General features: G+C 61.3%; 8 protein-coding genes. 6 read left to right on the top strand and 2 right to left on the bottom strand.

What is annotated here, in order from left to right; translation table 11 throughout:
• Positions 1-91 precede the first annotated feature (91 nt).
• The 6 genes from tsaB (at position 92) to NW822_RS09640 (ending at position 3,981) form a co-directional block, all read left to right on the top strand.
• Entirely contained in the window at positions 92-766 is a 675-nt protein-coding gene (gene tsaB, locus NW822_RS09665) for a tRNA (adenosine(37)-N6)-threonylcarbamoyltransferase complex dimerization subunit type 1 TsaB (protein WP_414362968.1), read from the top strand.
• Positions 767-810: 44 nt separating this feature from the next.
• Positions 811-1,368, top strand: coding sequence for an elongation factor P (gene efp, locus NW822_RS09660; RefSeq protein ID WP_414362966.1), 558 nt, complete (start codon positions 811-813; stop codon positions 1,366-1,368).
• A gap of 47 nt (positions 1,369-1,415) precedes the next feature.
• Positions 1,416-1,871, top strand: coding sequence for an acetyl-CoA carboxylase biotin carboxyl carrier protein (accB, locus tag NW822_RS09655; RefSeq protein ID WP_414362965.1), 456 nt, complete (start codon positions 1,416-1,418; stop codon positions 1,869-1,871).
• Between the two features lie 93 nt (positions 1,872-1,964).
• A complete protein-coding gene (locus tag NW822_RS09650) occupies positions 1,965-2,942 on the top strand; it encodes a DNA polymerase III subunit delta' (protein WP_414404290.1) in 978 nt (325 codons plus the stop codon).
• Positions 2,943-2,988: 46 nt separating this feature from the next.
• Complete coding sequence (gene plsY, locus NW822_RS09645) at positions 2,989-3,600, top strand: glycerol-3-phosphate 1-O-acyltransferase PlsY (RefSeq protein WP_414404289.1); 612 nt, start codon at positions 2,989-2,991, stop codon at positions 3,598-3,600.
• 21 nt (positions 3,601-3,621) lie between these two features.
• Positions 3,622-3,981, top strand: coding sequence for a gamma-glutamylcyclotransferase (locus NW822_RS09640; protein ID WP_414404288.1), 360 nt, complete (start codon positions 3,622-3,624; stop codon positions 3,979-3,981).
• Here NW822_RS09640 and NW822_RS09635 read toward each other — a convergent pair.
• Together NW822_RS09635 and minE are read right to left on the bottom strand one after the other, a co-directional pair.
• Positions 3,978-6,128, bottom strand: a complete 2,151-nt coding sequence (locus tag NW822_RS09635) for a cation:proton antiporter (protein ID WP_414404287.1) — start codon at positions 6,126-6,128, stop codon at positions 3,978-3,980. The genes NW822_RS09640 and NW822_RS09635 overlap by 4 nt on opposite strands.
• A gap of 165 nt (positions 6,129-6,293) precedes the next feature.
• Positions 6,294-6,653, bottom strand: coding sequence for a cell division topological specificity factor MinE (gene minE, locus NW822_RS09630; RefSeq protein WP_414362955.1), 360 nt, complete (start codon positions 6,651-6,653; stop codon positions 6,294-6,296).
• Positions 6,654-6,684 lie beyond the last annotated feature (31 nt).

Here is a 6,684-nt window from a genome sequence, read left to right as displayed (position 1 = left end):
CATAAGACCTAACTTCCCTGCGGAAGTGCGAAGATTGACAACCCAACCTTAAACCATCCATTAAGTTCTGTCAACTCCCCTAAGAAAGGCCATGTCGCTTACCCGCTGGATTCTAGGGATTCACACCACCACGCCTGTTTTGGGCCTCGCCCTGTTGCCGCTAGAAGGAGAGCAGGAGGAAGGCCGCAGCCAAAGCTGGTGGCTTGATCACCAGATGGCGGCGCGGCTGCACCCTCACTTGAGAGACTTTTTAGCTGGCCAGGACTGGTCACAAGTGGCTGGGATCGCCGTTGCCGTGGGGCCGGGGAGTTTTACCGGCAGTCGTTTGGGGGTAAGCGTGGCGCGGCTAGTGGGGCAGCAGCTAGGCATTCCAGTGTTTGGCTACTCGTCCTTAGCGGTTGTTGCCCGCCGGGTGTGGCAGGAGCAGGGATCCCCCCCTCAGCCCTTGACGGTGGCGGTCCACATGGACGCCAAGCGGGGGGAGCGGTATGGCGGGGTGTACCGGGTGGGTCCGGAACAGCTAGGGGCCGAAGTCTCGGATCAGCTCTGGGGGGAAACGGCTTGGCAGGCCCTTCTCCGTCAGTGGCCGCAAGCGCTGGCGGTGGATGCCGCCGATTGGGTGGATCCAGCGCCTGTGCTGGCATTGGCAGAGCTGGCCCGTGCCGACTTCCTAGCGGGCCTGCGCCCCTCGTGGCAGGCAGTGTTGCCTAGGTATGGACGGCAAGCGCCCATTGATCTTAGAGGACTGAATCGGAGTACCCCCTAGGCGCGGTAAGATTAGGAAGTCTAGGCAACGGATCCTGTGCTGACATGATCTCAAGCAATGATTTGCGCCCCGGCGTCTCTGTGGAAGTTGATGGCGCTCCCTACAAAGTCATTGAGTTTCTGCACGTCAAGCCTGGCAAAGGGGCGGCTTTTGTGCGCACCAAGCTCAAAAACATGCAGACCGGCAACGTTGTCGAGAAAACCTTCCGCGCTGGCGAAATGCTGCCTGCTGCCACCATTGAAAAGGTGAACATGCAGTACCTCTATGCGGAAGGAGACAACCTCGTGTTCATGGACATGGAGACCTATGAGCAAGCTGTGATCAGTACCGCTCAGGTGGGCTCTGCTGTGAAATACCTGAAGGAAAATATGGAAGTGTCTGTTTTGCGCTGGAAGGGGCAGGTGATCGATGTCGAACTGCCCAATAGTGTGGTTTTGGAAGTGGTGGAAACTGACCCGGGGGTTAGGGGAGATACGGCTACAGGAGGAACCAAACCTGCCAAGCTAGAAACCGGTGCCGAGATCCAGGTGCCCCTGTTTATTAAAGTGGGAGAGCGGGTTCGAGTCGATACTCGCACGGACACTTATCTGGGCCGCGAGTGAGGACTCTTGCCCGCTGCTAGGTTGCTATTGTGGACAGGTGACTTCCCTTGGATGTCATTAATTGGCAGGAAATTCGCCTTCTGCTGGCCGCTCTGCAAGAGAGCGATGTTACCGAACTAACTCTCGAGTGCAAAGATTTCCGCCTGACTCTGCGCAAGGGGATCCCTGCTGCTCAGGTTGCCGCAATCGCTCCCTCCACTCCTTCTGCTCCGCTAGAGCCTCCTACTGCAGGGACTGCCCCAAAATCTCCCCCCAGCCACTGGGTGGAGGTGGTAGCACCCATGGTGGGTACCTTCTACAGCGCTCCTGCTCCTGGAGAAGCGGATTTTGTCCAAGTGGGGCAACGAGTGAACAAAGGCCAAACCTTGTGCATTATCGAGGCGATGAAGGTAATGAACGAAATAGAAGCAGAAACGGCAGGCGTGGTCAAGGAGATTTTGGTGAGCAACGGCCAGCCGGTGGAGTTTGGCCAAGTGCTAATGCGGCTGGATCCCACGGCCTAACAGCAGGAGCAGAGATGAAGCTTTGCGTGTTGAGGAAGCAGCGGCTCCAGAGCTCTCTTGCCGACCTTTGCCAGGGAGGAAGCAATTCTGCCAATGCCCCAGGTTGAGGGGGTAAAGGTTCTGCCCCCCCGGCACATTGTTGGGCAGGAGCTGGCGGCGCGGCTGCTGGTGGCCGCTCTGGAAAAGGGGCGGGTGACCTCCAGCTACTGTTTCTTGGGGCCAGAGGGGGTGGGGCGAGGGCTGATGGCCCGCTGGTTTGCCCAGGCCCTCTTCTGCGAGGCCAGCTCGGGGATCCCCTGCGGCCAGTGCTCCAACTGCCGTTGGCTGGTAGCGGGCACCCATCCCGACCTCCACTGGGTTAGCCCCACCTATCTCCACCAGGGCCGCCTAATAGCAGCAGAGGCCCCCGAGGCGCAAACTCTGCAGCGGCGCTCCCCGCCGCAAATTCGCCTGGAACAGGTGCAGGGGGTGGCCCGCTTCTGTGCCCGCAGACCGATTTGCGCCCGCCGCTCCCTGGTGGTGCTGGAGGGGGCGGAAACCCTGGCAGAGAGTGCGGCCAATGCTCTGCTAAAAACCCTGGAGGAGCCCGGCTCAGCCCACCTTGTTCTCATTGCTTCCCAGGCGGCCTCCCTGCTGCCGACGCTGTTGTCCCGCTGCCAGATGGTGCCCTTTCGTCGCCTCGGCCCAGCAGAGATGGAGCGGGTGTTGGTTAGTTTGAACTGCCCAGAGTTGCCCGGGATCCCTCGCTCTGAGCTGATTGCCCTGGCCCAAGGCAGCCTCGGGCGGGCGCTGGAGGCCCACCAGCACCTGCAAAGGATCCCGCCGTCGCTATTGCAAGAGCTTAGACGCTGGCCCCCCTCGCTGCGGCAGGCCCTGGAACTGGCCAGGGCGGTGGCCGCTCTTGATTTGCCGGCGCAACTGTGGCTGATTGACTATCTGCAGCAGCATTTCTGGGCGCAGGGATCCCGCCAGGCCATCCGGCAATTGGAGCAGATTCGTTACCAGCTTTTGCACTTTGTACAGCCGCGCCTTGCTTGGGAGGTCAACCTGGCTGGATTCGACAGCAGTTGAACCCAAGCCCTGTGGCAAAGTGAGAAAGAGCGTTCAAGACCTGCCCATGCCTACCTGGCTTTTGGCTTTCCTCGCCGCCCTTGGAGGCTATCTGCTGGGATCCATCCCCACCGGCTACTGGGTGGGACGTTGGTGGGGCGGGATCGACATTCGTCAGCAGGGATCCGGCTCGACAGGGGCAACCAACGTGTTGCGGACGCTGGGCAAGGGACCGGCGCTGTTGGTGTTGCTGGTGGATGCTGCCAAGGGGGCCGCAGCAGTGGCGCTGGGATCGGCTTTGGGATCCCCGTGGTGGGTGGTCGTGGCGGCCTTTGGGGCAGTGGTTGGCCACAGCCGCTCCTGCTGGCTGGGCTTTAGGGGAGGCAAGTCGGTGGCCACCAGCCTGGGAATCTTGCTGGCCATGGCTTGGCCGGTGGCCCTGGCTACCTTTGGCATCTGGCTGCTGGGGATCGCCCTTACCCGCATCGTCTCCTTCAGCTCGCTGCTGGCGGCGGTGGCGGCGCCGCTGCTGATGTGGGCTCTGGGTCAGCCTCTGCCCTATGGGTTGTTTGCCCTGGTAGGGGGGGCTTATGTCATTGCTGCCCATCGGCGCAACATCGAGCGCCTGCTGGCCGGCTCAGAGCCCCGCCTTGGCCAAAAATTGGTCCAATCCCCCTAATTCCCCCTGTCCCAGAGGACAATGGAACCAACGACCGTGGTTTTTGTCTACGGATCCCTGCTGCGGGGTGGCCAGTACCACCGTCTGCTGCAAGGAGCGGAGTTTTTGGGGACAGACAGCCTCAACCACATCGATCTCTACGATCTCGGCCCCTACCCCATGGCCGTTCCTGGCCGCAACCGGCTCTACGGCGAGCGCTACCGCATTCCCCTGAGCCTGTTGCCCCGCCTGGACGAGCTGGAAGATCACCCGCGGCTGTACAGACGGCAGTGGGTGCAACTGGACAGTGGCACTTCGGCCTGGGTGTATCTGGGCCGGCCCGAGCAGGTGCAGGGGTGCCCCCTTATCCCCAGTGGCCGCTGGCTGCCCCGACCTTCCTAGAGGTCAAAGTGGAGCTTGATGCCCTCAACATACTGGGGCAGTAACTCGGCTGGGGGCAGATCCCATTCTGAGGAAGCTAACTCTCTGGCAGAGGGGGCAGTGGCTTCTCCAGGGCTGGCAAGGCGCTCCAGGTAGTAAATGCGATCTCCGCGCCGCCAAATGTCCGGCTTGGGCAGGTAAAATAACCGCTCCAGTCGGGAGGAGCGAGCTCCCTTTTGCCACCAGCCCCCTCCTCGCTGCGGGCGCACCAGCACCAAAGGCAGGCAAAGATCGGCTTTGATCCGATAGGCAAACTGATCCCGCAGCCGCTCCAGCGTGGGATCCTCCAGCCCCAGCTGGGCCGAAAAGGGGTTGAGGGGTGCTGGACGGGCTGCTGCAGTCGAGTCCTGAGCGGAGGTCCCTGCCGACCGAGAGGACTTGAGGCCCAGGTCTGCCAAGGTGGGCAGGGTAATCGAGCGCAGCTCCACTCGCTTGGCCTCCAGGTAGCCGGCCCAGCGCTGCAGTTGGGAAAAGGGGATCGGCAGGGTGCGGATCCCTTCGGAAATGGGCATCTCCGGCAGCAGCACCGTCCAGATGGCAGCAGAAACCGAGAGCTTCACCATCAGCTCGGCAATGGCCCAGTTCATCTGGGGATCCAGCGTCAGGATCAGCAGCGTCTCCGCATGGTCAATATCGGCCTTCAACAGGGCCGACTCGCTGAGCACCACTTCCTGCAGGGATCCCGGCAGCAGCCGGCCAACTTCCTCTTCAGCTCCACCAGCTCCATTACTCCCAGAGGGCTCCCCTAGGGCATAGGCGACCTTGTGGCCGTTGAGCTGGGCTAGGCAAGCAGGCTCGCGCAGACGGGATCCCGACGGCAGCGGCAGCACCTCCACCGCCTGATTGAGGGAGCGCAGCAACTCTGCCAACGGCTCAACCAGGGGGTGATCCCCAATGATCACCGTGGAACTGCCCTGGTCCAGACCCAACCAGCGAGCCACCCAAGCGGCGGTCAACCCCTGCACCGTCACCGTAACCGAGATGGTCAAAAACACCAGCGCTTTGAGGGCATCTCCCCCAGTAATGCCTCGCTCCGTCAACAAAATGGCAAACAAAGAAGCCACCGAGGCCGCCACAATACCGCGAGGAGCCAGCCAGGCCACAAACAACTTTTGCCGCCAGTTGAGGTCACTGCCCCAGGTACACAGCCACACACTCAAGGGGCGAACCACCAGCATCAGGCAGAGCACCGTGGCCAGCGCTCCCCAGCCCAAAGCCAACACTGCTTTGAGAGAAAGGGTAGAGGTCAGCAAGATAAACAGCACCGAGATGGCTATCACCACCAACTGGCCATGGAATTGGCGCACGCTCCGCTCGGCAATGGCCGCCTTCTGCCGCACCACCAGCCCCGCCATCACCACCGCCATTAGCCCTGCCTCAGAGCGCAGCGACTGGGCCAGGGCAAACACCCCCAGCGCCCCTGCCAGCACCACCGAGTTGCGCAACTCCTCCCTCAAAAACTGCCGCGACCAGAGCAGAAAGGATCCCATCAGCCAGCCCCCCAGCGCTCCCACTGCCGACCCAATGGCCAAGCGGCTAGACAGCTGCTCCAAGGCCATGAGGAAGCTGGGGTGGCCAGAAAGCACCACCTGCAGCACCACCACCGCCAAGATGGCTCCGACTGGATCGATGAGCACCCCCTCCCCTTCCAAGAGGGTGCTGACGGCGGGATCGACCCGTACCCGCTTGAGGATGGGGTTAATGACAGTTGGCCCCGTCACCACCACCAGGGATCCAAACAAAAAGGCCAGGGGCCAGGGGAACTCTCCCAAATAGTGGGCTGCCAGTGCCCCTCCTCCCAAGGTCAGCAGGGATCCCAGTAGCACCAAATTGCGCAGACTAGTGGAGACCTGGTTGAGGCGTTGCAGCCGCAGGTTCAGCCCCCCCTCAAATAGGATCAGGGCCACTGCCAGCGACACCAGCGCCTCTAGACCGGATCCCATGATCTGAGGGCGAACCCAGCCCAAGCCGTCTGGCCCCAGCAACACCCCAAACAGCAGCAGGAAAACAATGCTGGGCACCTGGACAAAGTTGGCCAGGACTTGAGCTGCGATCCCGGCCACCAAGGCCAGCGTAAACAGGATCGTCAGCTCAAAGGAGTTTTCCATGCCGAGGCTCAACCTCCCTCAGTGAGAACTCTGCCCCAGCAGCTCTCGTGTTCAGCAAAGTTGCTACTCAAGGTTGCCATCTGCAGGGAATCTGGACTGGGACAGACAAGAGAAGGCATTCTAAGAAGTAGGCCAGCCTTAGCTACAGGTAGATGCTCTTTGAGTCTAGGGTAGCTCAGGCCGAAGTGAACTCCCCTGACTGCCCTCTGGGGCAATAGGATCCTGCTGCCCCTGCCCAGCAGGGTCGGGATCGACTGCTGCCAGCGGCTTAACTCGGCGAATGGGTAAGTTAGCAATAAGAGCTGTTGTGCTCCCCTCCACGGTCAAGTGGAATTGCATCCCCTCTGGGTCTAGCTCCACATAGCGGGAGACTACCCCCAAAATTTCTAGCCGCATCGATTCTAGGGCTGCCGGACTGAGATTGGTGCGGTCGTGGGCCAAGATGAGTTTCAGGCGCTGCTTGGCCTGCTCGCGGCTGCTGCCGGGGGGTCGGGAAAAAAGCTGATCCAAAAAATCGAGGAGCATGGGCTTTATTGAGGGAACATGGCTGGGAAAG

Source organism: Synechococcus sp. H70.2 (genome assembly GCF_047462275.1).
Lineage (GTDB): Bacteria > Cyanobacteriota > Cyanobacteriia > Thermostichales > Thermostichaceae > Thermostichus.
Note: the sequence above shows the minus strand (reverse complement) of the source record. Positions and strands in the feature narration are given on the sequence as shown.